This window comes from Streptomyces nitrosporeus, from assembly GCF_008704555.1.
GTDB classification, from domain to species: domain Bacteria; phylum Actinomycetota; class Actinomycetes; order Streptomycetales; family Streptomycetaceae; genus Streptomyces; species Streptomyces nitrosporeus.
This window is the reverse complement of the sequence record NZ_CP023702.1, coordinates 2,915,770-2,940,200: the sequence shown is the minus strand read 5'-3', so window position 1 is coordinate 2,940,200 and position 24,431 is coordinate 2,915,770. Positions and strand designations below refer to the sequence as shown.

The following is a 24,431-nucleotide window of genomic DNA, read 5'->3' as shown; positions in this document are numbered from 1 at the left end:
CGGGCCGGATGGCACAACGGTATGGTCCATTTCCATGACCGATTCCTGGGCCACTTTCGGCGCCGACCTGCACATCGAACCGGTCGGTCCCGGGCTGCGCAGCGGGCTGACGACCGCGCTGCGGGACGCCGTCCGCTCGGGGCGGCTCCTCCCGGGGACCCGGCTCCCCTCCTCCCGGACGCTCGCCGCCGATCTGGGGATCGCCCGCAACACCGTCGCCGACGCCTACGCCGACCTGGTCGCCGAGGGCTGGCTCACCGCCCGGCAGGGCTCGGGCACCCGGGTCGCCCAGCGGGTGGCGGTACGCGGAGGCGCCGACGGCGGGCCCCGCACCCCGCCGGTGCGGCGGCGCCCGGCCCACACCCTGCTGCCGGGCTCGCCCGACCTCTCGTCCTTCCCGCGCGCCGAATGGCTGAAGGCCGGCCGGCGCGCCCTCACCGCGGCCCCCCACGAGGCCTTCGGCTACGACGCGATGAGCCAGGGCCGCATCGAGCTGCGGACCGTCCTGGCGGACTACCTGGCCAGGGCCCGCGGAGTCCACGCGGCGCCCGGACGCATCGTCGTCTGCGCCGGCTTCGTGCACGGGCTGTCGCTGCTGGCGAGGGTGCTGCGGCGGCGCGGGGTGCGGGAGGTGGCCACCGAGGCGTACGGGCTGGACATCCACCGGGACCTGCTGACCGGGGCCGGACTGCGCACCCCGGCGGTCCCGGTGGACCGGCTCGGCGCCAGGACCGCGGAACTCGCCGCGATGCGCCAGGTGGGCGCTGTCCTGCTGACACCGGCGCACCAGTTCCCGACCGGGGTCCCGCTGCACGCCGCCCGGCGGGCCGCCGCCGTCGACTGGGCGCGTTCGCGGGGCGGGCTGATCCTGGAGGACGACTACGACGGGGAGTTCCGCTACGACCGGCAGGCGGTGGGCGCGCTCCAGGGTCTCGACCCGGAACGCGTCGTCTACCTCGGGACGGCCAGCAAGTCACTCGCGCCGGGGCTGCGGCTGGCCTGGATGGTGCTGCCGGAGAGCCTGGTGGGGGAGGTCTGCGCGGAGAAGGGGGGCGCGGAGTGGATGTCGGCCGCCCCGGACCAGCTGACCCTGGCCGAGTTCATCGCCTCGGGGGCGTACGACCGGCATGTGCGGGCCATGCGGCTGCGCTACCGGCGACGGCGCGACGAACTCGTCGCCGCGCTCGCCGACCGGGCGCCCGGCGTCTTCGTGAGCGGTATCGCGGCCGGGCTGCACGCCGTCCTGGAACTCCCCCCGGGCACCGAGCGGTCCGTGGTCCAGGCGGCGAACTGGCAGGGGCTCGCCCTGGAGGGCCTGACCCGGTTCCGTCACCCGGATACGGAACCGGCCCGTGAGGGACTGGTGATCGGTTACGGTTCGCCCGCCCAGAGCGCCTGGACCGGCGCCCTCGACGCGCTGTGCCGGGTCCTGCCGTGAGAGCTCCGGACGGAAGGGGCGCCCGGTTCGCGGCGCCCGTGACTCCGGGGCGCGGCCGGGGACGTACCGGATACCGGGGCGTACCGGATATCCGGGGGCCGTGGCTGTCGGCCGGAAGGATCGGGCATCTAATCTGATGGCCGGGTGGCGGCTGTCCTGAAGCCGCCCGCCCAGGTGACCACGGGGGGAACAGGGGACATGGCTAAGCGGAGACTGAGGTCGAGCACCGTGGTGCTCGGTGGCATGGGCATGCTCGCACTGACGATCACCTCGTGCGGCTCGGAGCCGGACCGGCGGTGCGTCGACCCGGTCACCCGGGAGGAGCTGCCGAGCTACGAGTGCGACGACAGCGGCGGCAGCGGCTCCTACTACTACGGCGGCAGCAAGAGCAGCGGCACCTACTCCGGCGGCAGTTTCAACAAGTCGGCCGTGGAGAGCGGCGGGTTCGGCTGCTCCGGTACCGGCGGCGGCTGAGCCCGTGGAGCGCCGTACCGCCCAGCCGCGCGACGGCTGGCAGGAGACCGTCGAGGAGCAGGGTCTGGTCTACCCCCTCACCCGGCACCCGGACGGATCGCTGCGCCCCTACTGGGACGAGAGCGCCTACTACGTCTTCTCGCTGCCCGAGGTCGAGGCGCTGGAGGAGACCGTCGAGGAGCTGCACGCCATGTGCCTGGCCGCAGCCGCGCACATCGTGGAGCAGGACCGTTTCGCCGACCTGGGCATCACCGATCCCCGGCTGGCCGGGCTGGTCGCCGAGTCCTGGCGGCGCCGCGCGGAACTCCCCAGCCTGTACGGGCGGTTCGACCTGCGGTACGACGGTACGGGCCCGGCGAAGATGCTGGAGTACAACGCCGACACCCCCACCTCGCTGGTGGAGGCCGCCAGCCCGCAGTGGTTCTGGATGGAGGAGCGCTTCCCCGGCGCCGACCAGTGGAACTCGCTGCACGAGCGCCTGGTCGACGCCTGGAGGCGGCAGGCCGCCCTCCTGCCGCCCGGCCCCCTGCACTTCGCCCACTCCGACGGCGACGAGCTCGGCGAGGACCTGATGACGGTCGCCTACCTGCGGGAGACGGCCGAACAGGCGGGGATCGCGACGGAGGCGCTCTCCGTCGAACGGATCGGCTGGGACCGGCTGGCCGGCCGCTTCGTCGACGACCGGCTCCGCTTCATCCGCAGCTGCTTCAAGCTCTACCCCTGGGAGTGGCTGACCACCGACAAGTTCGGTCCGCACGTCCTGGACACCCTCGACAACGGGGGAGGCACCGGCACCACCTGCTGGATCGAGCCGGCCTGGAAGATGCTGCTCTCCAACAAGGCGCTCCTGGCGGTCCTCTGGGAGCTGTACCCGGGCCACCCCAACCTGCTGCCGTCCTATCTCGACGGCCCCCGCGAGCTGGCGGAGCCCGGCGGGGCGGGCTACGCCGCCAAGCCCCTGCTGGGCCGCGAGGGCGCCGGGGTGACCCTGCACGAGGCGGGGGCGCCGCCGGTACGGCGCGAGGACGCCTGCTGCTACCAGGAGCTGGCGCCGCTGCCCGACTTCGACGGCAACCGTGTGGTCCTCGGCGCCTGGGTGGTGGAGAACGAGGCGGCGGGGCTCGGCATCCGGGAGTCCGCGGGACCGGTCACGGACGAGTACGCCCGCTTCCTGCCCCACGTCATCCTCTGAACGGCCGGGCCCCGCCCCGTCCGCCTGTCTCCGGCCCGTGCGGCCCGCTCAGCCCGTCAGGACGCCCCGGAGCTGCTCCAGACCCCAGTCCAGGTCCTCCTTGCCGATCATCAGCGGAGGGGCGATCCGGATGGTGGAACCGTGGGTGTCCTTGACCAGGACACCCCGCTCCATCAGCCGCTCCGAGACCTCCCGGCCGGTCCCCAGCCGCGGGGCGACGTCGACTCCGGCCCACAGCCCGCGCCCCCGTACGGCCGTCACCGCGTCACCGTCGGCCAGCAGGCCCAGTTCGCGGTGGAGGTGGTCGCCCAGCTCCGCCGCCCTCTGCTGGTACTCACCGGTGCGCAGCATCGCGATCACCTCCAGGGCGACGGCGCAGCCCAGCGGGTTCCCGCCGAACGTCGAACCGTGCTCACCGGGGCGGAAGACGCCCAGCACCCCGGCCGACGAGACGACGGCCGACACCGGTACGACCCCGCCGCCCAGCGCCTTGCCCAGGACGTACATGTCGGGGACCACGCCCTCGTGTTCGAGGGCGAAGGTGCGGCCCGTACGCCCGAGCCCCGACTGGATCTCGTCCGCGACGAACAGGACGTTCCGCTCCCGGGTCAGCTCCCGCACCCCGGCCAGATAACCCGGCGGAGGCACCAGGACCCCCGCCTCGCCCTGGACCGGCTCCAGCAGCACCGCGACCGTGTTCTCGGTCATCGCCTCGGCCATGGCGGTCAGGTCCCCGTACGGCACGATCTCGAAGCCCGGCGTGTAGGGGCCGTAGTCGGCGCGCGCCTCGGGGTCCGTGGAGAAGCTGATGACCGTCGTGGTGCGGCCGTGGAAGTTGTCGGCGGCGACGATGACCTTCGCCATGCCGTCCGGCACCCCCTTGACGCGGTAGCCCCACTTCCGGGCGGTCTTCACCGCCGTCTCCACGGCCTCCGCCCCGGTGTTCATGGGCAGCACCATCTCCATCCCGCACAGCTCGGCGAGCTGGGCGCAGAACTCGGCGAAGCGGTCGTGGTGGAAGGCGCGCGAGGTCAGCGTCACCCGCTCCAGCTGGGCCCTGGCCGCGTCGAGGAGCCGCCGGTTGCCATGGCCGAAGTTGAGAGCCGAGTAACCGGCCAGCATGTCGAGGTACCGGCGCCCCTCCACATCGGTCATCCAGGCACCCTCCGCGGTCGCGACGACGACGGGCAACGGGTGGTAGTTGTGCGCACTGTGCGCCTCGGCCAGGGCGAGGGCGTTCTCCGTGGTCGGCACGGGGTCTCCGTTCGTCGTACGAGGGGGGCGGGGTGTGCCCCACTTTGTATCGTCGGCCGGATCCGGGACGGGGAAACCTGCGCCGCCCGGCGCGCCCCGTACCGCCCCCGCGCCGCCCGGCGGGCCCGGAAGCCCCACGCCCCGCACCGCCCGGCCGGACCCGCAAGCCGCGGGGCCCCGGCGCCCGCGGGCGGGCCCCCTACCGCATTCCCGCACCGGTTGCCCAGCCCCCTCCGCGCACCTGAGACAATGGCCGCATGGCCTCTGATCGTCCTCGTGTGCTCTCCGGGATCCAGCCCACCGCAGGCTCGTTCCACCTCGGCAACTACCTCGGCGCGGTCCGCCAGTGGGTGGCGCTGCAGGAATCCCACGACGCCTTCTACATGGTGGTGGACCTGCACGCGATCACCGTTCCGCAGGATCCCGCCGAACTGCGCGCCAACACCCGGCTCGCCGTCGCCCAGCTGCTGGCCGCCGGTCTCGACCCCGAACGCTGCACGCTGTTCGTCCAGAGCCACGTCCCCGAACACGCCCAGCTCGGCTGGATCATGAACTGCCTCACCGGCTTCGGCGAGGCGTCGAGGATGACGCAGTTCAAGGACAAGGCCGCCAAGCAGGGCGCCGACCGCGCCACCGTCGGCCTCTTCACCTACCCGGTGCTCCAGGTGGCGGACATCCTGCTCTACCAGGCCGACGAGGTCCCGGTCGGCGAGGACCAGCGTCAGCACATCGAGCTGACCCGCGACCTCGCCGAGCGCTTCAACGGCCGCTTCGGTGACACGTTCACCGTCCCCTCGCCGTACATCCTCAAGGAGACGGCGAAGATCTTCGACCTGCAGGACCCCTCGGTCAAGATGAGCAAGTCGGCGTCCACGCCGAAGGGCCTGATCAACCTGCTCGACGAGCCGAAGGCCACCGCGAAGAAGGTGAAGAGCGCCGTCACCGACACGGACACGGTCATCCGCTACGACCCGGAGAAGAAGCCCGGCGTCAGCAACCTCCTATCCGTCTACTCCGTCCTCACCGGCACCTCGGTCGAGGACCTGGAGCGGAAGTACGAAGGCAAGGGGTACGGCGCGCTCAAGACGGACCTCGCCGACGTCATGGTGGAGTTCGTCACCCCCTTCCGGACCCGCACCCAGGAATACCTCGACGACCCGGAGACGCTGGACTCGATTCTGGCCAAGGGCGCCGAGAAGGCGCGGACCGTCGCCGCCGAGACGCTTGCCCGGGCATACGACCGTATGGGACTTCTGCCCGCGAAGCACTGAGACCAAGGACCCTGGCGAGAAGGCCGTCCGAGGGGCCACACTGGCGTCGGCACGAGTGACGCCACGGCACCCGGTGCGCCACTCGCCAGGGTCGAGAACCGGCCATCGACAACAGAGGAGAACGATGTGGGGACCGTAACGCTCGGCGTTTCGATCGCGGTCCCGGAGCCCTACGGCAGCCTGCTCCAGGAGCGGCGCGCGAGCTTCGGGGATCCTGCCGCCTACGGCATTCCCACCCACGTCACCCTCCTCCCGCCGACCGAGGCCGAGGCCGCCGACCTGCGGGCGATCGAGACGCACCTCGCGCAGATCGCCACGGCCGGCCGGCCCTTCCCGATGCGGCTGTCGGGCACCGGGACCTTCCGGCCGCTGTCCCCGGTCGTCTACGTCCAGGTCGTCGAGGGCGCCTCCGCGTGCTCCTGGCTCCAGAAGCGGGTCAGGGAGCCCTCGGGACCGCTGGTGCGCGAGCTCCAGTTCCCCTACCACCCGCACGTGACGGTGGCGCACGGCATCGAGGAGGCGGCCATGGACCGCGCCTACGAGGAGCTCTCCTCCTACGAGGCGTCGTGGACCTGTGGCTCCTTCGCGCTGTACGAACAGGGCGCGGACGCCGTCTGGCGCAAGATCCAGGAGTTCCCCTTCGGGGGCGGCGGCGGCGCGCCCGCCGTTCCCGCGCAGGGCGGCTGGTTCGTGGACCAGCCCTCCCTGCACCCCTGACCCGGCGCTCCCCGCACCCCTGACCCGGCGCGCCCGGTGGCAACCCGGCGCCTCCCGAGGCCCCGGCCCGGCCCGCCGGGCCCCGTCCGCTCAGCGCACCGGCAGCCGCCGGTACAGCGGGCGCGGTACGAGCCGCAGGGCCGCCGCCACCGCCCGCAGGGGGCCGGGTACCCACACCGTCTCCGAACGGCGCCGCAACCCCGTGACGATCGCGTCCGCGACGGCCCCCGGCGTCGTGACGAGCGGACTCTCCCCACGCCTCGCCGGACGCGTCCGCACGGCCCCGGGGCGTACGACCATCACATGCACCCCGGTCCCGTGCAGCGCGTCCCCCAGCCCCTGGGCGAAGGCGTCCAGCCCCGCCTTGCTGGAGCCGTAGATGAAGTCGGCGCGCCGGGCGCGCGCCCCGGCGGCCGAGGAGAGCACCACCAGCGATCCGTGCCCCTGCGCCTGCAACGCGCCGGCGCACACCAGACCGGCACAGACCGCGCCGGTGTAGTTCGTCTGCGCCACCTCGACCGCGCCGAGCGGCTCCTCCTCGTCGCGGATCTGGTCACCGTGGACACCGAAGGCCAGCAGCACCATGTCGGTGTCGCCCTCGGCGAACACCTTCCCCAGCACCTCCTCGTGCGAGCCGGGGTCCAGCGCGTCGAAGGCCACGGTGTGCACCTCGGCGCCCAGCTCACGCAGTCCGGCCGCGGCCCGCTCCAGAGCGGGCGAGGGGCGCCCGGCCAGCCGCACCACGCGGGTGCGGCGGGCGATCAGCCGGCGCGCGGTCGCCAGCCCGATCTCCGAGGTGCCGCCGAGGACGAGCAGGGACTGCGGGGCACCGAAGGCGTTCTTCACGGGGACTCCTGGCGACAGGGGAGAGGAGGGGAGGGGGAGGGGAGAGGAGGAGCGGCGGACGGGCAGAGGGGGGGTCAGAGCGCGAGCCGGCGGGACAGATCGGAGCGGAAGGCGCCCTCCGGGTCCAGCTCCCCGCGCAACGCCCGGAAGTCCGGCAGCCTGGGGTACATCGCGGCCGGTGCCGAAGGCCGCATCCGGGCGTCCTTCGCGAGGCAGACACGGCCGCCCGCCGCCGCCGTCTCGTCGTCGAAGAGGTCCAGCAGCCGCCCCAGACCGGGCAGCCCCGCGGGCAGCCCGAACGAGAGCGACCAGCCGGGCACCGGGAACGAGAGCCACCCCGGCCCTCCCGCCCCGAGGCGCTGGAGCACGGCGTGGAAGGCCGGACAGCGGCGCCGCGCGAGCCGCTGCACGATCCTGTGCAACACCTCCTCCTGCCCGTCGCCGACGGCGCACTGGTACTGCACGAACCCGCCCGGGCCGTGCAGCCGGTTCCAGCCGGGGAGGGCGTCCAGGGGGTGGAAGAAGGCGCTGATCCGCTGGAGCCGCCCGGCCCGCGCGGCGCGCGCGCCGCGGAAGCGGAGCTCCCCCAGCAGCGCCGCCGGGGCCCGGCCCAGCAGCCCCTCCGGTACGTACGCCGGAACGGGCGGCAGCTTCCCCGGGCGGAAGGCCAGCGCGGTGCGCCGGGCGCGCGCCGGGAGCGCGTCCACCGGCACGTGCTCCCCGCGGATCAGGACGGCCCGCCCGGTCGCCCTCCCCCGTGCCATCAGGTCGATCCGGGCCGACTCGTAGGCGGCACCGCCCGCGGCGAGCCCGGCCAGCGCCGCGTCCAGGTCGGCCGCCCGCTCGGTGTCCACCGACATCAGGGAGGTCGTGACCGGCAGGAGGGAGAGCGTGGCGGAGAGGATGACCCCGGTCAGCCCCAGGCCGCCCGCCGTCGCGTCGAACAGATCGGTGCCGGGCACCACCCGCCGTACCGAGCCGTCGGCGGTCAGCAGCTCCAGGGAGCGCACGTGCCGGGTGAAGGAGCCGGCCGTCCGGTGGCCGGTGCCGTGGAGGTCGGAGCCGATCGCCCCGCCCACCGTGACGTACCGGGTCGCCGGGGTCACCGGGAGGAACCAGCCCAGCGGGAGCAGCGCCTCGATGAGGCGGTGCAGGCTCACCCCGGCGTCGCAGGCGACCACGCCGCCGACCGCGTCCACCGCGTGCACGCGGTCCAGCCCGGTCATGTCCACCACCGAACCGCCCGCGTTCTGCGCCGCGTCGCCGTGCGCCCTGCCCAGTCCACGGGCGACGACCCCGCGCGGCCCGCGGCCCGTCACGGCGACCGCCGCCTCCTCGTACGTACGGGGACGGAAACGGAGGGCGGTCGTCGGGGCGGTACGGCCCCAACCGGTCATGGACACCGTGTCGACGGACATGGACGTGACCGTATCGCCCGTAAAAACCCTTATGAGGGATTTATTGCAGAACTCGCTGAAATAGGTGATTGGTTCCGCACGTGGCCCCGGCCGCCGGTTTTCCGCTCCCGGCCGGGTACGCGTACGGCATGGACTGGCTGAAGAAACTCCCCGTGGTGGGACCGCTCGTCGTCCGGCTGGCGCGGACGCACGCCTGGCACTCCTACGAGACCCTGGACCGGGTCCACTGGACCCGGCTCGCCGCGGCGATCACCTTCCTCAGCTTCCTCGCGCTCTTCCCGCTGATCGCGGTCGGCGCGGCCGCCGGTGCGGCGCTGCTGACGGACCGGCAGCTGGCCAGGATCGAGAAGCAGCTGGCCGAGCAGGTGCCGGGTATCTCCGACCAGTTGGGCATCGACAACCTGGTGGCCCACGCCGGCACGGTCGGAGTGGTCGCCGGTGTACTGCTGCTCTTCACCGGCGTCAGCTGGATCGGTTCGATGCGGGAGTGCCTGCGCGCCGTCTGGGAGAGGGACGACGCGGACGAGGGCAATCCGATCGTGCGCAAGCTGAAGGACGCCGTCCTGCTGCTCGGCCTCGGCGGCGCGGCACTCGCCACGCTCGCCGTCTCCGCCGTCGGTTCGACCGCCATCGGCTGGACCGCCGACAAGCTGGGCATCCCCGAGGACGGGGCCGGCGGGGTGCTGATCCGGACGGCCGCGCTGATCGTGGCGGCCGGCGCCGACTTCCTCCTCCTGCTCTACATGCTGACGCTGCTGCCCGGGGTGGAGCCGCCGAGGCACCGGCTGGTCGTCGCCGGGCTCGTCGGCGCCGTCGGCTTCGAGCTGCTCAAACTGCTGCTCGGCAGCTATATGAAGAGCGTCGCCTCGAAAAGCATGTACGGCGCCTTCGGGCTGCCGGTCGCCCTCCTGCTGTGGATCAACCTCAGCGCGAAACTGCTGCTGGTCTGCGCCGCCTGGACGGCGACGCGGGACAGCGGGGAGGAGGAGCCGGCGGTCAGTGACGGGGAAGGCGGCGCACCAGGTCGGGCAGCGGCCAGCGCCGGTTGACCAGGTAGACCCCGGCCGCCAGCAGGAGCAGCGAGCCGGCCGTGACGGACAGCGCGGTCCACACCCCGCCGGAGCCGGCGGGGGCGGCGGCCACACTCGTCCCGACGGTCACCGGCTTCCCGTGCGCCCCTTCCTCCTTCGGCACGGCGGCCCCCGAAGCGGCCTCGCCGCCCTTCCCCAGGGAGGCTTCGGCGGACTTCGGCGGCACCAGCATGCCGACCGGGGACACCTTGCCGCTCGCCTCGAATCCCCAGTCGAGCAGGCTCGCGGCCTCCTTGTAGACGGCGTGGCTCACCTCGTCGTCCGGGTGCATGACGGTGACCAGCAGTACCTTCCCGTCGCGCTCGGCGACACCGGTGAAGGTGTTGCCGGCGTGGCTGGTGTAACCGTTCTTCACCCCCGCGATGCCCTTGTACGGTTCGACGCCGATGTCACCGGTGATCAGCCGGTTGGTGTTCTGGATCTCGAAGCTCTCGCGCTTCTTCCCCTTCTTCTCCCCGGGGAAGCTCGCGGTGGCCGTGGCGGCGTACTCGCGGAAGTCCGCCTTCTGCATGCCGCTGCGGGCGAAGAGCGTCAGGTCGTACGCGCTGGAGACCTGTTTCGGGGCGTCGTAACCGTCGGGGGAGACCACATAGGTGTCGAGGGCCTGCAGTTCCTCGGCGTGCCGCCGCATCGCGGCGACGGTGGCGTCCACCCCGCCGTACATCGCGGACAGCACGTGCACCGCGTCGTTGCCGGAGCGCAGGAAGACCCCGAGCCACAGGTCGTGGACGGTGTAGCTGTGGTCCTCCTTGATGCCCACCAGGCTGCTGCCCTCGCCGACCCCGGCGAGGTCCGCCTCGTCGACGGTGTAGGTCATGGTCTTCGGCTGGAGGGCCGGCAGCACCGTGTCGGCGAAGAGCATCTTCAGCGTGGAGGCGGGGGGCAGCCGCCAGTGCGCGTTGTGCGCGGCGAGGACCTCGCCGTTCTCCGCGTCGGCCACGACCCAGGACCTCGCGGTCAGGTCCTTGGGCAGCACCGGGGCGCCCGGCCCCAGTTCCACCTGGGTGCCGGTCTGGCCCAGCCGTGTCCCACCGACGGTCGACATGGAAGCGGGCGGCTTCGGCTGTTTGTCGTCAGCCTTGTCCTTGTCGGCTGCCACAGCCGGAGTGAGGGCAAATGCAGACAACAAGGCTGTAGAGATGACCGTCGATGCGATCTGTTTCAGAGCAGGCACGGTCGGAAACGTACAGGGCTTGGCTGGGGATGGGGACCCGGACCGCCTGACCCGCCGTGCGGACCGCCAGGACAGCCCACCCCGGACGAGGGTGCCCGAGCGCGGCGGCGATACTGGAGGCATGAAGCTCAGCCGCCCCGTGTCCTGGTTCCTGCTCGCTTTCGGGGTGTGGAGCTGGTTCATCTGGATCACTTTCTATGAGTAACTAACCAGTAGAGCTTGGTAGAGCTTCAAGAACAGAAAAGAGCAGGTGAGAGACCTTGGCACCGTTCGTGTCGGCCGTCGGATCCGAACAACTCGACACGGTGCGAGTCGCCGTGTACGCGCGCCAGAGCAAGGCCCGCCTGGACTCGTCCGAGGCGTCCCCAGAGGCACAACTCGCGGCCGGTGAGGCGCTGGCGGCGAGCCGGGGATGGGAGGTCGTTCACGCCTTCAAAGACGTCGGAAGGTCCGGTTGGGATCCCAACGCGGTCCGCCCGGCTTTCGAAGACCTCATGTCCGCCGTGCGCGCGGGTGAGGTCGACGTGGTGGTGGTCAACGAGCTGTCGCGGCTGACCCGCAAGGGTGCGCATGACGCGCTGGACATCGACAAGGAGTTCAAGAAGTACGGCGTTCGCTTCGTCTCCGTACTCGAACCCTTCCTGGACACGTCGAACCCGATCGGCGTTGCGATCTTCGCGCTGATCGCGGCACTCGCGAAGCAGGACAGCGACATCAAGGCGGAGCGCCTGCGCGGAGCCAAGGACGAGATCAAGGCGGTCGGTGGCCGGCACTCCAGCTCCGCCCCGTACGCGATGCGTGCTGTGCGCGAGAAGATCGGCAACCTTGTCGTGTCGGTCCTGGAGCCGGACGCGGACAACCCCGAGCACGTCGAGATCGTCGAGCGCATGATCGAGATGTCGTTCGCCGGGATCTCCGACAACAAGATCGCGACGACGCTGGCGTCAGAGGACGTACCCGCGCCCGGGGAGGCCGAACGACGAGCCACCGACAAGCGGATGCAGTCCATCAAGAAGCGCCGCGTGTCGACGGATGACAGCCCGATCCGCTGGCGAGCCCAGACAGTCCGCTGGATCCTCTCCCACCCGGCCATTGGGGGCTTCGCCAGTGAACGAGTGAAGCGGGGCAAGGCGTACGTGAACGTGATCGCCAGGAACGAGGCAGGGGCACCGCTGACGCCTCACCAGGGAGTCATCGACGGGGCCAGGTGGTTGGAACTCCAGGAGCGGCGAAGCAGGCGCACGAAGACCAACAGGCAGCCCGGCGGCGAGGCCACGCCCACCCTCCTGAGCGGCTGGCGTTTCACGACCTGCGGGATCTGCTCGGGCTCCATGGGTCAGAGCAAGAACAACGGCGGGCAGGACTACTACATGTGCGCCAATCCCAAGGGTCACGGCGGTCTGAGCATCAAGCGCAACGACCTCGACGACTACGTGGCGGGCTGTGTCTGGGCACGGCTCCACGCTGCTGACATCGACGATGAAGAGGACAGGGAATGGCTGGCGGAGGCGGCACTCCGATTTGCGCTCCAGCGTGACCTGTCCGGAGTCCAAGAGGAGAGGCGCGAGACGGAGGCGCACCTTGAGCACGTGCGGAACTCCATCGCCGAACTCCAGGCCGACCGCAAGGCGGGGCTGTACCGAGGGCGCGACGAACTGACCATGTGGCGCGCGACGATGACGCAGTACCGGAGCTTCGAGGACCAGTGCACGGCCAAGTTGGAAGAGCTGAGCGAGCTGACCACCGCAGCGATCATGGTTCCGTCGGAATGGCATGAACCGGGGGAGAACCCGCTGGGCTCTGGTTCCCCGTGGGCTGGGTGGGACGTGTTCAAGCGCCGCGAGTTCCTCGACCTCTTCCTTGAGGGCGTCTCCGTCGGCCCTGGCCGGGACCCGGAGACCCGGAAGTACATCGCGGTCGAAGACCGGGTGACGCTGAACTGGCGGCGCCTTGAGTCGGATGAGGACCACGAGGACGACGAAGGCTGACGCGGAGACGATCCGGCAGGCGCAGGAAGTCGGCTCGGTGCCGGGTCACTCGACGGACGTGCCGGACCACGAGACCGTGATCCGGCGCCCTGCGAACATGCTCCAGTTCATTCCCCGTCCGGACAGTGAGGGCAACGGTGGCAACAGCGGTACGTGAATGCCTCGCGAAGGCGCAGCGCTCGGCGATGCACCTTGAGATGCGGGACAGCTACATGCGGGATGACCCGGAGTTCATCCGTTGGCAGGAAGGGCACCGGTACGACCCTGCCGACCGTGACTCGTGGTGGCGCTCGTGGCTGGACGTGGTGGCTGAGACGACGGGCCGGGGTGTTGCCATGCGCCGTCTTCGGATTGTCTCCGAGCCCCTGAGCGACTACGTGCGGTACGAGTACGACGGCACCTTTACGGAACGTCGCAGCCGGCGAGGACGTCCGTTGGCTGCCGCGCTCGCGGTCGCGTGATCTGCTGCTCCCCGCGCTGGACGGGTGGGTCATGGATGAGGAAACCGTGATCCTCCACCATTTCAGCGGCGATGGTCAGTGGACCGGTCCGCGCATGGAAGTCCTGCACGATCCGGCATTGGCAGCGCAGTACGTCAGCGCGTACGAGGCAGCGTGGGAGCGGGCGATTCCTCACGCGGAGTACCGGCCCGCCTGATCACGTACCCATGGCTGTCTCTGCATCTTCCAGTGCCCAGCAGGCCCGGCAGGCTCTCGCGGAACGTCTCGCGGATCTCTGCCGGGATGCCGGGTTGACCGGTCTCGACCTGGCCGAGCGCTGCGGATGGAGCCGGTCCAAGTCGTCCCGGATCATGAACGCCAGGACACCCCCGTCCGCTGACGACATTCGGGCCTGGTGTCAGGCGTGCGGTGCCGAGGACCAGACCGAGGACCTGATCGCCTCGCTGCGGACCGCAGAGGGCATGTGGGTCAACTGGCGCCGCATGGAGAGGGCCGGGCTCAAACAAGCGCAGGAGGCGCGCTTGCCGCTGTATCAACGGACCCGCCGTTTCCGGTCCTACTCGTCGTGGCTCGTGCCCGGCATGATCCAGGCGCAGCCGTACACCACGGCAGCGCTCCAAGCGATCCAGCGACGGCGCGGCCTGGTGGACGATGTGGCTGACGCCGTAGCCGCTCGCATGGAACGTCAGCGGGTGCTGTACGCAGGCGTCCGGCGGTTTGCGTTCCTCGTCGAAGAGTCCGTGTTGCGCGCCGGAATCGGCGGCGCCGAGGTCATGTCCGGGCAGCTTGGGCACCTGATCTCGATTGCCTCACTTCCCAACGTCAGCTTGGGGGTTGTGCCCATGCGGCCCGATCGGGAGCGCTGGCCGGCTGAGGGGTTCTGGATCTACGACATGGCACAGGTCAACATCGAATTGGTCTCCGGCTACCTCACGATCACGCAGCCCAGCGAGGTGGCCATGTATGCCGAGACGTTCGCCGAACTGGCGGCGCTGGCTGTCTACGGGGCTGCCGCTCGTGCGCTGATCACATCGGCGCTGGACGCTCTCGAATAACTCGCGTGCAACCTCATGCAATCGCATGGGAGTGGGGGTTCCTCTCTCCCCAGCTTGGTCGTCGTCGGACCACGTGAGGGGATACCAGCGATGGCGAGTACGACCAGAGACACGGACGCTCGCAGGGACGAGTACGCGACGTACGCGCCCGAGGGGGTGACCTGCCCCGAGTGCAACCAGCCGATCGGGGTGCTTGAGCCCTGCCGCCGGGGATCGGTGGAACGGCAGTCGGGACCGCCCGCCGTGGTCTACCGGCACAGCAAGTGCGCCAAACCGTACCGGAGTGTCTGAGGACCCCTGCGCGGCTCCAGAGACGTCCTGTGCGACCGTTACCGGCCCCGGAGCTGGTGAGTCCCCTCGACAAGCCCTGACAGCCCATACAGGGGCTCTCCCGAGGGCTGGTGGACGGAGTACGGCGGGGCCCGAGATCCCCGATCCGGGGTCGTTTACTTCCCGCCGGGCAGCACGCCACCGAAGTTCTCAGGCGGGGACGAGTAGCCCCGAAGACCTCCCGAGCACACTCTGCGCGATACCGGCCTGTGCGCTCGGGTGCACCACGCCCGTCCGGTACGGCCCTTATGGGGGCGTGATTCCACCGGGCGGGTTCCCAGGATCCGTACGTAACCAGAAGGGGAACACCATGGGATGGGGAACGGGTAAGGGCGGCAGCGGAGGCAACGGGCAGCATTCCGGGGGGAAGGACCCTGGCACGTCCAAGCCGTCGTCCGACACCGCCGAGCCGAAGGACCCGCCGAAGCACAAGAAGGAAGACTGACGCAGGTGACGACACCGAAAATCGCCGAGTCCGAGCGAATCGCCCTGTGCGGTCTACTCGGCGCGGTGAACGACGACATGGACGCGCCGGTGACGCCCGAGTGGGAGCATGCGGCATGGACTGTTCCCCGATCCGCGTTCGTCCCCGACCGCATCTTTCTGGGCGAGGGCCTGGAGCCGTGCAACCGGGCGGACGCCCCGGAAACGTGGCTTCGCGCGGTCTACGCCAACGATTCCGTCGTGACGCAGATCAACGACGGCGAGGACCCCGACGACGGCGAGCGGTGAGCGTCATCGTCCGCGAGCGCCCCGAACATCGTGTTCCGGATGCTGCACATGCTCGACGTGCACGAGGGACACAGGGGCCTGGAGATCGGCACCGGAACCGGATGGAACGCGGGGCTCCTGGCCCATGTCGCCGGCCCGGCGAACGTGACGACCGTGGAAGTCGACCCCGCGTTGGCGAGGGAAGCCGGGGAACGTCCACGAAAAGAGGGCGTCACCGCTGCCGTGGTGCCCGGGGACGAGGCTGAGGGATACGCGGACAACGCGCCGTATGACCGGCTCGTGGCGACGTGCTCTGTGCGGTCCGTCCCGCATCCGTGGGTCGACCAGGTGAAGCCCGGGGGCGTCATCCTCACGCCGTGGGAAAGTCCGTGGGTTGCCACGTCGTGGGCTGCCGTCGACTGGGACGGGAAGTCGGACGACCGGTTCACCGTGTGGCAGCACGGTCCGCGTCGGCTGTGGGACGAAGTGGCAGCGGCGCACGCCTGGTGGCTGCTGCACGACCGTCCCGGACCGGAGCGGTTCGGTCTGACCGTGACCGCGAAGGGAGAGTCAGCCTGGCTGGACACTCCCGATCGGCCCGTTCCCGTAGCCGGCTGATCCGAAAGACCGCCCTGTCTGTGCGCCTCCCCCCCCCCGTGGCGCACGGGCGGAGCTTTACTTCCTGCCCGCGCGGACACCCCGGAAGCCGATCACGCCCACAGCCGTCCCTAGGATGAACGATGTGACAGCGAGTGCCAGATGGACCCACAGGTACGCCGTCGGGTTTCCCGCGTCGTCGAAGGCGAGTCCGCTGGCGTCCTTGAACAGGTTCTTCGCGAAGGTCACCCAGATCACCCAAGACCAGACGCCGAACGCGAGCAGGAACCAGGAGACGCGGGGGCTGAGCTTCATGGGGTGTCCTTCGGGATGGGGTGGCCGTGCCCTGCCAGTATCGAACGGGTCTGCGGTGATCTTGCGGGTGGGTCTCGGTACGCTAGTGGTTAGCTGTCTGTGGATCACTTTCGCCAGAAACCTCTGGAAGGACGGCAGCGGGCTCGCGTTCGACGACGCGGGCGACCCGACCGCCTACTTCTGGGTCCACCTGCTGCTCGCCATCGCCTCGTTTCTTCTGGGGACGGCTGTGGGGGTCATCGGGTTCCGTGGCGTCAGGGCTCTGCGGCACACACGTACATGAGTATCGGGACGACCCGGGCACGGAGGGGCATCCGGGCGCGGTCGGTCCGGTGGGGGAACGGGGAAACGTAAGTGGCAGTCGTCTTCGTGCTGGTGGCGGTCGCGGTCCTCGCGCTGCTCGCCGGCGTACACCGCTATGTCTGGCGCCGGCTGATCGGTGACACGACGGCCGAGGGCAGCCTCGCGCGCCGGGCCGGCACGGTCGCGGCGTTCGTCCTGCCGCTGCTGAGCGTGGGCGCCCTGGCCGGCGGCCGCGTGGGGTTCCCGTTCGGACTGCAGCAGGTGCTGGCCTGGCCCGGCTTCCTGTGGCTGGCCGCTCTGCTCTATCTGACCCTGGCCCTGCTGGTGGGCGAGGCGGTACGTCCGCTGCTGCGCCGGGCGCTGGAACGGCGGGCCGCACGACGGGCCCCGGACGCGGCCCCGGCCCAGGACCCCGCCCGGACGGGACCGGCCGGAGCCGCGCCCGCCGCAGCCGCCGCGCCCGCCGCAGCCGCCGCGCCCGCCGGTGCCGTCGCGACCGCGGACCGGGGCGCGGGAGGCGACCGGGCGGAAGCCGCCGGCGGTACGGCCCCCGCCCCCGCCCCCGTCGCCACCGACGGCACCGGGCCGGAGGCCGCCGAGGCCGCCGAGGCCGCACCGGAGACCGCGGGAGCCTCCACCGAAGCCCCCGCCGGACCGTCCCGCCGGCTGTTCGTCGCCCGTGCCGTCGGCGGTGCGGCGGCCCTCGCCGGCCTGGGCACCGTCGGGTACGGCACCTACGGTGTGCTGCGCGGCCCCCGGGTCAAGCGGGTCACCGTCCCGCTGGCCAGGCTGCCGCGCTCCGCGCACGGCTTCCGGATCGCCGTCGTCAGCGACATCCACCTCGGCCCGATCCTCGGCCGCGCCCACACCCGGCGGATCGTCGACACGATCAACGCGACCGGGCCCGACCTGGTGGCCGTCGTCGGGGACCTCGTCGACGGGTCGGTCGCCGATCTCGGTACCGCGGCCGAGCCGCTGGCCGGCCTGGAGGCGCGCCACGGCAGCTACTTCGTCACCGGCAACCACGAGTACTTCTCCGGCGCCGCGGAGTGGGTCGGCCACGTACGCGAACTGGGCCTGCACCCGCTGGAGAACGCCCGGGTCGAGATCGCCGGGTTCGACCTCGCCGGAGTCAACGACGTCGCGGGCGAGAGCGAGGGGCAGGGGCCGGACTTCGCCGCCGCGCTCGGCGACCGTGACCGGGGCCGCGCCTCCGTCCTCCTCGCGCACCAGCCGGTCGTCATCGACGACGCCGTCAGGCACGGGGTCGACCTCCAGCTCTCCGGGCACACCCACGGCGGCCAGCTCTGGCCCGGCAGCCTGCTCGCGGAGCTGGCCAATCCGACGGTCGCCGGGCTCGAACGCTACGGCGACACCCAGCTGTACGTCTCGCGGGGCGCGGGCGCCTGGGGCCCGCCGGTCCGGGTCGGCGCGCCCTCCGACATCACCGTCGTGGAGCTCGCCTCGAAGCAGGCCTGACCACGGCGCCCCGGCCCGCGCACCGCGCACCGGGCACCGCGAGCCGCCCGAACCCCCCTTCCGCCCGGATCCCTTACGGACGTGAACGTTCCAGGGCGAACACGCAGACCACACACAGCCCTCACACTCGGCAACGAAAGTTGCAGGTGGAGGGCTGTTTGTTGATCGTTTCCACGTCAAATCCCGGCATACGGCGAACAAGGTGCTGTGAGCACCTCATTTGCTCTTCCAGATGTGAAAATCGTGTGATTGGGTGAGCGCTGAACAACATGCGGCAATGCGTGCGAAGGCAGTGCAGAGCCGAGGCGGGGCTGGTAAGGGAGAGCACGGCACATGCGATCGGTCCGTATACGGATACTCGCGGTACTCGCGGTATTGATCATCGTCGGCGTCGGTGCCTGGCAGTTGCTGCCGTCCGACGAGGCGAACGAGGACCCGGTCACGGTCGGCACCACGGACGTGGTGACCTCGCTCGACCCGGCCGGCGCCTACGACGCCGGCTCCTGGGCCGTCTACAGCAACCTGTACCAGTCGCTGATGACCTTCAAGTCCGGTGCGATCGTCCCGGAGCCGGACGCGGCGGAGAGCTGCGAGTTCGTCGGTGAGGGGCTGAAGACCTACCGCTGCACGCTGCGGGACGACCTGACCTTCTCCAACGGCCGCAAGATCACGGCCGAGGACGTCAAGTACTCCTTCGAGCGGATGCTCAGGATCAAGGCGGACGCCGGTCCCGCGGTGCTCTTCCCCGCCCTCGACACGATCGGGACGAAGGGCCGGGAGATCACCTTCCACCTCTCCGGCCGTGACGCGACCTTCCCGCAGAAGCTCGCCACCGGCGCCGGGTCGATCGTGGACTCCACGAAGTACCCCGCGGACAAGCTCCGCGGCGGGAGCGCGGTCGACGGCTCGGGCCCGTACACGCTGAAGTCGTACGAGCCCGGCGTCCAGGCCGAACTGGTGCCCAACCCCTCCTACAAGGGGGCGCTGAAGGAGACCGGGCAGGCGGTGGACGTCCGCTACTTCGACGGTCCCGACGAACTGCAGGCGGCCTGGGCGGCCGGCAACGTCGATGTGACGCACCGCCAGCTCCCGGCCGAGAAGCTGGCCGAGCTCAACCCCGGCGCCACCGACCAGCGCGTCACCGAGGCCGACAGCGCGGAGATCCGCAACCTGGTCTTCAACGTCCGCGACGACTCGGCCTTCGCCGACAAGCGGGTCCGGCAGGCCGTCGCCTGGCTCATCGACCGGGGACCGCTGGTCGGCGACGTCTACCACAGCACCGTCGAGCCGCTGTACTCACTGATCCCGCAGGGCTACATCGGGCACAGCACCCCCTTCTTCGACGCCTACCCGGAGCCCAGCCCCGCCAAGGCCGAGCAGTTGCTGAAGGAGGCCGGCGTGCAGATCCCGGTACCGATCGTCTTCGGCCACCGCGACGACGACGCGAACAAGGCGGAGACCACCGAACTGATCCGCCAGCTGGAGAAGGACGGCCTGTTCGAGGTCACCGACAAGGCCGTGGAGTGGACGGCCTTCCAGAAGGAGTACGCGGCCGGGAAGTACGACGTCTACACCGTCGGCTGGCTCCCCGACTACCCCGACTCCGACACCTTCAGCCAGCCCCTGGTCGGCCGGGACAACAGCCTCCACAACGGTTACGCCAGCAAGCAGGTGGACGCCCTCATCGCGGCGACCCAGCAGTACAGCGACCGCGGCCGTACCTCGAACGACTTCAAGAAGCTCCAGAAGCTGGTCGGCGAGGACGTGCCCCTGGTCCCGCTGTGGCAGAAGAAGGACTACGTCGTCGCCAAGCCCGAGGTGTCCGGCTCGCAGTACCTCTCCGACGGCACCGGCCTCTGGCGCCTGTGGGAACTCAGCTGGATCTGACGCCCCCGGACCACCGCCGCCCCCGACGCCTCACTTCCCGGCCTCGGGGGCGGCGGCGTTCCGGCCGGCCCCGCCGGCCCCGGGCATGAACTCCACCAGCACCTCGTGGAGCTGCCGTACGAGCGGACGCAGCACCCGGAAGCGGGAGAGCGCGATCGCCCGTGCGGCCAGCGGCGCGGTGCGCTCCACGAGCCGGCGGCTGCGCTCGGCCCCCTCACTCCGGTCGTAGACCCAGAACAGCACCAGCCCCATCTGCATCAGCCACAGCAACTGCGGCAGTATCGGGCCCAGTTCCTGGTCGTAACGGGTACTGGAACCCGTCAGGCAGCGTTCGTGCAGGGAGATCACCGCCTCACGCGCCTCGGCCGAGTCCTCGGAGAAGGGGGAGAGCGGACTGTCCGGGTCGGCGGCGTTCCTGAAGAACTGGGCGGCGAACCGGTGGTAGGGCTGCGCCACGTCCAGCCAGCACAGCAGCAGCCCCCGGATGCGTACGGCCAGATCCGGGTCACCGTCCAGGACCGGGCGCACCGCCGCCGCGTGTTCGGTGGCGATCCGGTCGTAGAAGCTCTGGACGAGGTGCTCCTTCGACGTGAAGTAGTAGTACGCGTTCCCCACGGAGACTCCGGCCTCCTGGGCGACGGCCCGCATCGTCGTCCGGTCGTACCCCCGCTCCTCGAAGAGTCTGAGGGCGGTCTCCAGGATCAGCGTCCGGGTCTGCTCGCTCTTCGGGGCCTTCGCGGTCTTCTCTTCCTTCGCCACACCCCCAGGCTATCGGGGCCCCCGGCCGGTCCCGCCGGGTCACGGCCCCGGCAGGGCGCCGCACCGGACACGCACCGGGCCCCGCCCCCCACGAGCGGGGGACGGGGCCCGGTGCACGGGACGGCGGCCTCTCAGAAGCGACGCGTGATCAGCGCGCGCTTGACCTCCTGGATCGCCTTGGTGACCTCGATGCCACGCGGGCAGGCGTCCGTGCAGTTGAACGTCGTGCGGCAACGCCACACACCGTCACGGTCGTTGAGGATCTCCAGGCGCTGCTCCCCGGCCTCGTCACGCGAGTCGAAGATGAAGCGGTGCGCGTTGACGATCGCCGCCGGGCCGAAGTACTGCCCGTCGTTCCAGAACACCGGGCACGAGGACGTGCACGCGGCGCACAGGATGCACTTGGTGGTGTCGTCGAAACGCTCGCGGTCCTCGGGGGACTGCAGACGCTCCCGGGTCGGCTCGTTGCCCTTGGTGACCAGGAAGGGCATGACATCGCGGTAGGCCTGGAAGAACGGGTCCATGTCGACCACGAGGTCCTTGAGCACCGTGAGGCCCTTGATGGCTTCGACGGTGATCGGCTTCTCCGGGTTGATGTCCTTGATCAGCGTCTTGCAGGCGAGCCTGTTCTTGCCGTTGATCCGCATCGCGTCGGAGCCGCAGATGCCGTGCGCGCAGGACCGGCGGAACGTCAGGGAGCCGTCCAGCTCCCACTTGATCTTGTGAAGGGCGTCGAGCACACGCTCCTTCGGGTCGATCGAGATCTGGAAGTCCTGCCACTGGACCTCGTCCGAGACCTCCGGGTTGAAGCGGCGGATCCGGAACGTGGCCGTGATGTACGGAGTGTCGGCGAAGCCGGGCTCGGCCGCGCCGGTCTTCTCCAGGGTCGGGGTAGCCATCAGTACTTACGCTCCATCGGCTGGTAGCGGGTCTGGACGACCGGCTTGTAGTCGAGCCGGATCGACTCCGTGCCGTCGTCCGCGACCTCGCGGTACGCCATGGTGTGGCGCATGAAGTTGACGTCGTCGCGGTTCGGGTAGTCCTCGCGGTAGTGACCGCCGCGGGACTCCTTGCGGGCCAGCGCGGAGGTCGCCATGACCTCGGCCAGGTCGAGCAGGTTTCCCAGCTCGATGGCCTCCAGCAGGTCGGTGTTGAACCGCTTGCCCTTGTCCTGGATGGACACGTCGAGGTAGCGCCTGCGCAGCTCGGCGATCTTCTCGACGGCGGTCTTGATCGTCTGCTCGGTGCGGAACACCATCACGTTGGCGTCCATGCACTCCTGGAGCTCCAGGCGGAGCTCGGCGACGCGCTCGGTGCCCGTGGAGTTGCGCAGCCGCTCGACCTGGTCGACGACCAGCTGGGCCGGGTTCTCGGGAAGCTCGACGAAGTCGTTCTTCGCGGAGTACTCGGCGGCGGCGATGCCCGAACGGCGCCCGAAGACGTTGATGTCGAGCAGCGAGTTGGTGCCGAGGCGGTTGGCGCCGTGCACGGAGACACAGGCGACCTCGCCGGCGGCGTACAGGCCCGGGACGACGGTGGTGTTGTCGGCCAGCACCTCGCCCTCGACGTTGGTCGGGATGCCGCCCATGGCGTAGTGCGCGGTCGGCTGGATCGGGATCGGGTCCGTGTAGGGCTCGATACCGAGGTACGTACGCGCGAACTCGGTGATGTCCGGCAGCTTGGCGTCCAGCTGCTCCGGCGGCAGGTGCGTGAGGTCGAGGTAGACGTGGTCGCCCTCGGGGCCGCAGCCGCGGCCCTCACGGATCTCCGTGTAGATGGAGCGGGAGACGACGTCACGGGACGCGAGGTCCTTCATGACCGGCGCGTACTTCTCCATGAAGCGCTCGCCGTCCTTGTTGCGGAGGATGCCGCCCTCACCGCGGGCGCCCTCCGTCAGCAGGATGCCCATGCGCCAGATGCCCGTCGGGTGGAACTGGAAGAACTCCATGTCCTCCAGCGGCAGACCGCGCCGGTAGCAGGCGGCCTGGCCGTCACCGGTCAGGGTGTGCGCGTTCGACGTCACCTTGAAGAACTTGCCGGTGCCGCCCGAGGCGTAGATGACCGACTTCGCGTGGAAGACGTGGATCTCGCCGGTGGCCAGCTCGTAGGCGACGACGCCGGCGGACTTCTTTACGCCGTCCTCCTCGACGACCAGCTGGTCCAGGACGTAGAACTCGTTGAAGAACTCCACGCCCTCCTTGACGCAGTTCTGGTACAGCGTCTGGAGGATCATGTGGCCGGTACGGTCGCCGGAGTAGCAGGCGCGACGGACCGGGGCCTCACCGTGGTTGCGGGAGTGGCCGCCGAAACGGCGCTGGTCGATCTTGCCCTCGGGCGTGCGGCCGAACGGCAGCCCCATCTTCTCCAGGTCGAGGACGGCGTCGATGGCCTCCTTCGCCAGGATCTCGGCGGCGTCCTGGTCGACCAGGTAGTCGCCGCCCTTGATCGTGTCGAAGGTGTGCCACTCCCAGTTGTCCTCCTCCACGTTGGCCAGCGCGGCGGCCATGCCGCCCTGCGCGGCGCCCGTGTGGGAGCGGGTGGGGTAGAGCTTCGTCAGCACGGCGGTGCGGCTGCGCTTCGTCGACTCGATGGCCGCGCGCATGCCGGCGCCGCCGGCGCCGACGATGACGGTGTCGTACTTGTGGATCTGCATGGTTTTCCTCTGGTCCCTCTGTCCCGGCGCCTAGCGGATGTTCGGGTCGAAGGTGAAGATCACCAGCGTGCCCAGCAGGACGGTGAACACCGTGGCGGTGTACAGGAGCATCTTCAGCCAGAAGCGGGTGTTGTCCCGTTCGGCGTAGTCGTTGATGACCGTACGGAGGCCGTTGGCGCCGTGCAGCATGGCGAGCCACAGCATCGCCAGGTCCCAGACCTGCCAGAACGGCGAGGCCCAGCGGCCGGCCACGAAGGCGAAGCCGATCTTGGACACACCGCCGTCGAGCACCAGCTGGATCAGCAGGTGGCCGATGACGAGGACGACCAGCACGATGCCCGACAGGCGCATGAAGAGCCAGGCGTACATCTCGAAGTTGGTGCGCGAACCCTTGGGGGTCTTGCCCGTGCGCTTGCGCGGGGGCTCGATCACCGGGGCCGGGTTGTCGACGTCGTAGAGGCTTACGCCCTCGACGTCACCGATCGCGGAAGAAGGAGTCTCGGTGGACATCGGCCTCAGCTCCCGAAGACTTCGCGTACGGCGTGACCGAGGACGGGGTACAGGGCCCCGACCATCAGCACGATCCAGATGCCCAGGACGGTCCACAGCATCTGCTTCTGGTATCGGGCGCCCTTGGCCCAGAAGTCCACGGCGACGATCCGGAGACCGTTCAGCGCGTGGAAGAGGATCGCGGCCACCAGGCCGTACTCGAGCAGAGCCACGAGCGGCGTCTTGTAGGTGGCGACGACGTCGTCGTACGCCTCGGGGGAGACACGGACAAGAGCGGTGTCCAGGACGTGTACGAACAGGAAGAAGAAAATGAGGACACCGGTGACTCGATGAGCCACCCAGGACCACATGCCTTCCCGGCCGCGGTACAGCGTTCCAGCCGGCACGGAAGAACCCTCCGGGAGCGGGGATTGGGGTCGGCCGGCTTGACTGTCGGTCTGACCCGGCCGGGTACGGTCCACCGGCCCCGGCCATCGTAGCGACGGTTTGTCGGTTCCATGGCGGCGGG

Annotated in this window: 23 protein-coding genes and 3 pseudogenes; 16 read left to right on the top strand and 10 right to left on the bottom strand. The window is 70.4% G+C overall.

Annotation, left to right across the window (positions count from 1 at the left end; all coding sequences use genetic code 11):
* Positions 1-34 precede the first annotated feature (34 nt).
* The 3 genes from pdxR (at position 35) to CP967_RS12735 (ending at position 3,104) form a co-directional block, all read left to right on the top strand.
* Positions 35-1,438, top strand: coding sequence for a MocR-like pyridoxine biosynthesis transcription factor PdxR (gene pdxR / locus CP967_RS12745; RefSeq protein WP_150488110.1), 1,404 nt, complete (start codon positions 35-37; stop codon positions 1,436-1,438).
* A gap of 198 nt (positions 1,439-1,636) precedes the next feature.
* The gene (locus tag CP967_RS12740) at positions 1,637-1,912 is read left to right on the top strand and encodes a hypothetical protein (RefSeq protein ID WP_150488109.1); all 276 of its coding nucleotides are present in this window, start codon (positions 1,637-1,639) and stop codon (positions 1,910-1,912) included.
* Positions 1,913-1,916: 4 nt separating this feature from the next.
* Complete coding sequence (locus CP967_RS12735) at positions 1,917-3,104, top strand: glutathionylspermidine synthase family protein (RefSeq protein WP_150488108.1); 1,188 nt, start codon at positions 1,917-1,919, stop codon at positions 3,102-3,104.
* A gap of 48 nt (positions 3,105-3,152) precedes the next feature.
* Here CP967_RS12735 and rocD read toward each other — a convergent pair whose 3' ends face one another.
* Complete coding sequence (gene rocD / locus CP967_RS12730; protein ID WP_150488107.1) at positions 3,153-4,358, bottom strand: ornithine--oxo-acid transaminase; 1,206 nt, start codon at positions 4,356-4,358, stop codon at positions 3,153-3,155.
* A gap of 257 nt (positions 4,359-4,615) precedes the next feature.
* On the opposite strand from rocD, the gene trpS reads away from it, so the two are divergent.
* Both trpS and CP967_RS12720 read left to right on the top strand, forming a co-directional pair.
* On the top strand, positions 4,616-5,629 hold the full coding sequence (trpS, locus tag CP967_RS12725; protein WP_150488106.1) for a tryptophan--tRNA ligase: 1,014 nt from the start codon (positions 4,616-4,618) through the stop codon (positions 5,627-5,629).
* A gap of 126 nt (positions 5,630-5,755) precedes the next feature.
* The gene (locus tag CP967_RS12720) at positions 5,756-6,346 is read left to right on the top strand and encodes a 2'-5' RNA ligase family protein (RefSeq protein ID WP_150488105.1); all 591 of its coding nucleotides are present in this window, start codon (positions 5,756-5,758) and stop codon (positions 6,344-6,346) included.
* 90 nt (positions 6,347-6,436) lie between these two features.
* Here CP967_RS12720 and dprE2 read toward each other — a convergent pair whose 3' ends face one another.
* Together dprE2 and dprE1 are read right to left on the bottom strand one after the other, a co-directional pair.
* Positions 6,437-7,192 (bottom strand): decaprenylphospho-beta-D-erythro-pentofuranosid-2-ulose 2-reductase, encoded by a 756-nt coding sequence (dprE2, locus tag CP967_RS12715; RefSeq protein ID WP_150488104.1) that lies wholly within the window; start codon positions 7,190-7,192, stop codon positions 6,437-6,439.
* A gap of 74 nt (positions 7,193-7,266) precedes the next feature.
* Positions 7,267-8,610, bottom strand: coding sequence for an FAD-binding oxidoreductase (dprE1, locus tag CP967_RS12710; RefSeq protein WP_150488103.1), 1,344 nt, complete (start codon positions 8,608-8,610; stop codon positions 7,267-7,269).
* A gap of 128 nt (positions 8,611-8,738) precedes the next feature.
* On the opposite strand from dprE1, the gene CP967_RS12705 reads away from it, so the two are divergent.
* A complete protein-coding gene (locus CP967_RS12705; RefSeq protein WP_150488102.1) occupies positions 8,739-9,659 on the top strand; it encodes a YihY/virulence factor BrkB family protein in 921 nt (306 codons plus the stop codon).
* Here the strand turns inward: CP967_RS12705 and CP967_RS12700 are convergent.
* The gene (locus CP967_RS12700; RefSeq protein WP_229888159.1) at positions 9,607-10,875 is read right to left on the bottom strand and encodes a D-alanyl-D-alanine carboxypeptidase family protein; all 1,269 of its coding nucleotides are present in this window, start codon (positions 10,873-10,875) and stop codon (positions 9,607-9,609) included. The two genes, CP967_RS12705 and CP967_RS12700, sit on opposite strands and share 53 nt — an antisense overlap.
* Positions 10,876-10,996: 121 nt before the next feature.
* On the opposite strand from CP967_RS12700, the pseudogene CP967_RS35395 reads away from it, so the two are divergent.
* The 7 genes and pseudogenes from CP967_RS35395 to CP967_RS12670 all read left to right on the top strand — a co-directional run.
* Positions 10,997-11,071: pseudogene (locus tag CP967_RS35395) on the top strand (SCO4848 family membrane protein); the annotation flags it as partial.
* A 64-nt stretch (positions 11,072-11,135) separates the two neighbouring features.
* Positions 11,136-12,863, top strand: coding sequence for a recombinase family protein (locus tag CP967_RS12695; protein ID WP_150488101.1), 1,728 nt, complete (start codon positions 11,136-11,138; stop codon positions 12,861-12,863).
* Positions 12,864-13,000: 137 nt separating this feature from the next.
* A pseudogene (locus CP967_RS12685) lies at positions 13,001-13,520 on the top strand (DUF6879 family protein).
* A 10-nt stretch (positions 13,521-13,530) separates the two neighbouring features.
* Positions 13,531-14,379: a helix-turn-helix domain-containing protein gene (locus CP967_RS12680; RefSeq protein WP_150488099.1), complete on the top strand. Its 849-nt coding sequence runs from the start codon at positions 13,531-13,533 to the stop codon at positions 14,377-14,379.
* Positions 14,380-14,469: 90 nt separating this feature from the next.
* Positions 14,470-14,670: a hypothetical protein gene (locus CP967_RS12675; RefSeq protein ID WP_229888160.1), complete on the top strand. Its 201-nt coding sequence runs from the start codon at positions 14,470-14,472 to the stop codon at positions 14,668-14,670.
* A 489-nt stretch (positions 14,671-15,159) separates the two neighbouring features.
* Complete coding sequence (locus tag CP967_RS35215; protein WP_308436041.1) at positions 15,160-15,441, top strand: hypothetical protein; 282 nt, start codon at positions 15,160-15,162, stop codon at positions 15,439-15,441.
* Between the two features lie 21 nt (positions 15,442-15,462).
* Positions 15,463-16,038, top strand: a pseudogene (locus tag CP967_RS12670) (methyltransferase domain-containing protein); the annotation flags it as partial.
* A gap of 57 nt (positions 16,039-16,095) precedes the next feature.
* Here the strand turns inward: CP967_RS12670 and CP967_RS12665 are convergent.
* A complete protein-coding gene (locus CP967_RS12665; RefSeq protein ID WP_150488097.1) occupies positions 16,096-16,332 on the bottom strand; it encodes an SCO4848 family membrane protein in 237 nt (78 codons plus the stop codon).
* A 55-nt stretch (positions 16,333-16,387) separates the two neighbouring features.
* Here CP967_RS12665 and CP967_RS12660 point away from each other — a divergent pair, with 55 nt between their 5' ends.
* From CP967_RS12660 to CP967_RS12650, 3 genes are all read left to right on the top strand, one after another.
* Complete coding sequence (locus tag CP967_RS12660) at positions 16,388-16,615, top strand: SCO4848 family membrane protein (RefSeq protein WP_425281755.1); 228 nt, start codon at positions 16,388-16,390, stop codon at positions 16,613-16,615.
* A gap of 71 nt (positions 16,616-16,686) precedes the next feature.
* A complete protein-coding gene (locus tag CP967_RS12655) occupies positions 16,687-18,114 on the top strand; it encodes a metallophosphoesterase (RefSeq protein WP_150488095.1) in 1,428 nt (475 codons plus the stop codon).
* Positions 18,115-18,447: 333 nt separating this feature from the next.
* A complete protein-coding gene (locus CP967_RS12650; RefSeq protein WP_150488094.1) occupies positions 18,448-20,001 on the top strand; it encodes an ABC transporter substrate-binding protein in 1,554 nt (517 codons plus the stop codon).
* 30 nt (positions 20,002-20,031) lie between these two features.
* Here CP967_RS12650 and CP967_RS12645 read toward each other — a convergent pair whose 3' ends face one another.
* The 5 genes from CP967_RS12645 to sdhC all read right to left on the bottom strand — a co-directional run bounded on the left by CP967_RS12645 (position 20,032) and on the right by sdhC (position 24,309).
* Entirely contained in the window at positions 20,032-20,760 is a 729-nt protein-coding gene (locus CP967_RS12645; RefSeq protein ID WP_150488093.1) for a TetR/AcrR family transcriptional regulator, read from the bottom strand.
* Between the two features lie 131 nt (positions 20,761-20,891).
* Positions 20,892-21,659 carry a succinate dehydrogenase iron-sulfur subunit gene (locus CP967_RS12640; RefSeq protein ID WP_150488092.1) on the bottom strand — a complete coding sequence of 256 codons (768 nt, stop codon included), beginning with the start codon at positions 21,657-21,659 and terminating at the stop codon, positions 20,892-20,894.
* The gene (sdhA, locus tag CP967_RS12635) at positions 21,659-23,413 is read right to left on the bottom strand and encodes a succinate dehydrogenase flavoprotein subunit (protein WP_150488091.1); all 1,755 of its coding nucleotides are present in this window, start codon (positions 23,411-23,413) and stop codon (positions 21,659-21,661) included. The genes CP967_RS12640 and sdhA overlap by 1 nt, the downstream gene beginning before the upstream one ends.
* A gap of 30 nt (positions 23,414-23,443) precedes the next feature.
* A complete protein-coding gene (locus CP967_RS12630) occupies positions 23,444-23,923 on the bottom strand; it encodes a succinate dehydrogenase hydrophobic membrane anchor subunit (RefSeq protein WP_014154476.1) in 480 nt (159 codons plus the stop codon).
* Positions 23,924-23,928: 5 nt separating this feature from the next.
* On the bottom strand, positions 23,929-24,309 hold the full coding sequence (gene sdhC / locus CP967_RS12625; RefSeq protein WP_150488090.1) for a succinate dehydrogenase, cytochrome b556 subunit: 381 nt from the start codon (positions 24,307-24,309) through the stop codon (positions 23,929-23,931).
* Positions 24,310-24,431: the final 122 nt, after the last annotated feature.